General features: G+C 68.2%; 1 protein-coding gene. It reads left to right on the forward strand.

The window, feature by feature from the left end; translation table 11 throughout:
- A partial coding sequence (locus ACLEQD_RS44780) for a hypothetical protein (RefSeq protein WP_410391976.1) occupies positions 1–683 on the forward strand: 683 nt, incomplete at both ends.

The following is a 683-nucleotide window of genomic DNA, read 5'->3' on the forward strand; positions in this document are numbered from 1 at the left end:
CTTCGGCGAGTCGGGCCTCCTCCGCCAAGCGAGCCTCTTCGGCGAGCCGAGCTTCTTCCTCCGCACGGAGCCGAGCCTCTTCCGCGAGGCGAGCCTCCTCTGCCAGCCGTGCTTCTTCCGCGAGCCGCGCGGCTTCGACTACTCGCGCTTCCTCGTCGGCACGAAGGCGAGCCTCTTCCGCAAGCCGGGACTCTTCTTCTGCACGAAGGCGAGCCTCCTCGGCGATCCGAGCCTCCTCAAGCGCACGGAGGCGTTCTTCCTCGGCGAGTCGCGCCTCTTCGGCGAGGCGAGCCTCTTCAATCGCCTGAAGTCGCGCTTCTTCAGCGAAGCGAGCTTCTTCCTCAGCGCGAAGACGGGCCTCCTCCGCGAGCCGAGCCTCTTCGGCCAGGCGGGCCTCTTCGGCCAGACGCGCCTCTTCCGCGAGTCGGGCTTCTTCGGCGAGGCGAGCCTCTTCCTCCGCGTGAAGTCGGGCCTCTTCAGCAAGGCGAGCCTCCTCGGCGAGGCGAGCCTCTTCGGCGAGCCGGGCCTCCTCAGCCAGCCGTGCTTCCTCAAGCGCACGGAGGCGTTCTTCCTCGGCGAGTCGAGCTTCTTCAGCGAGCCGAGCTTCTTCCTCTGCGCGCAGCCGTGCCTCTTCTGCGAGCCGAGCCTCTTCCTCTGCGCGAAGGCGGGCTTCTTCCCGCGAG

Origin of the sequence: Corallococcus sp. 4LFB, from assembly GCF_046520365.1 — a bacterium.
In the GTDB taxonomy this organism is placed as follows: Bacteria; Myxococcota; Myxococcia; order Myxococcales; family Myxococcaceae; genus Corallococcus; species Corallococcus caeni.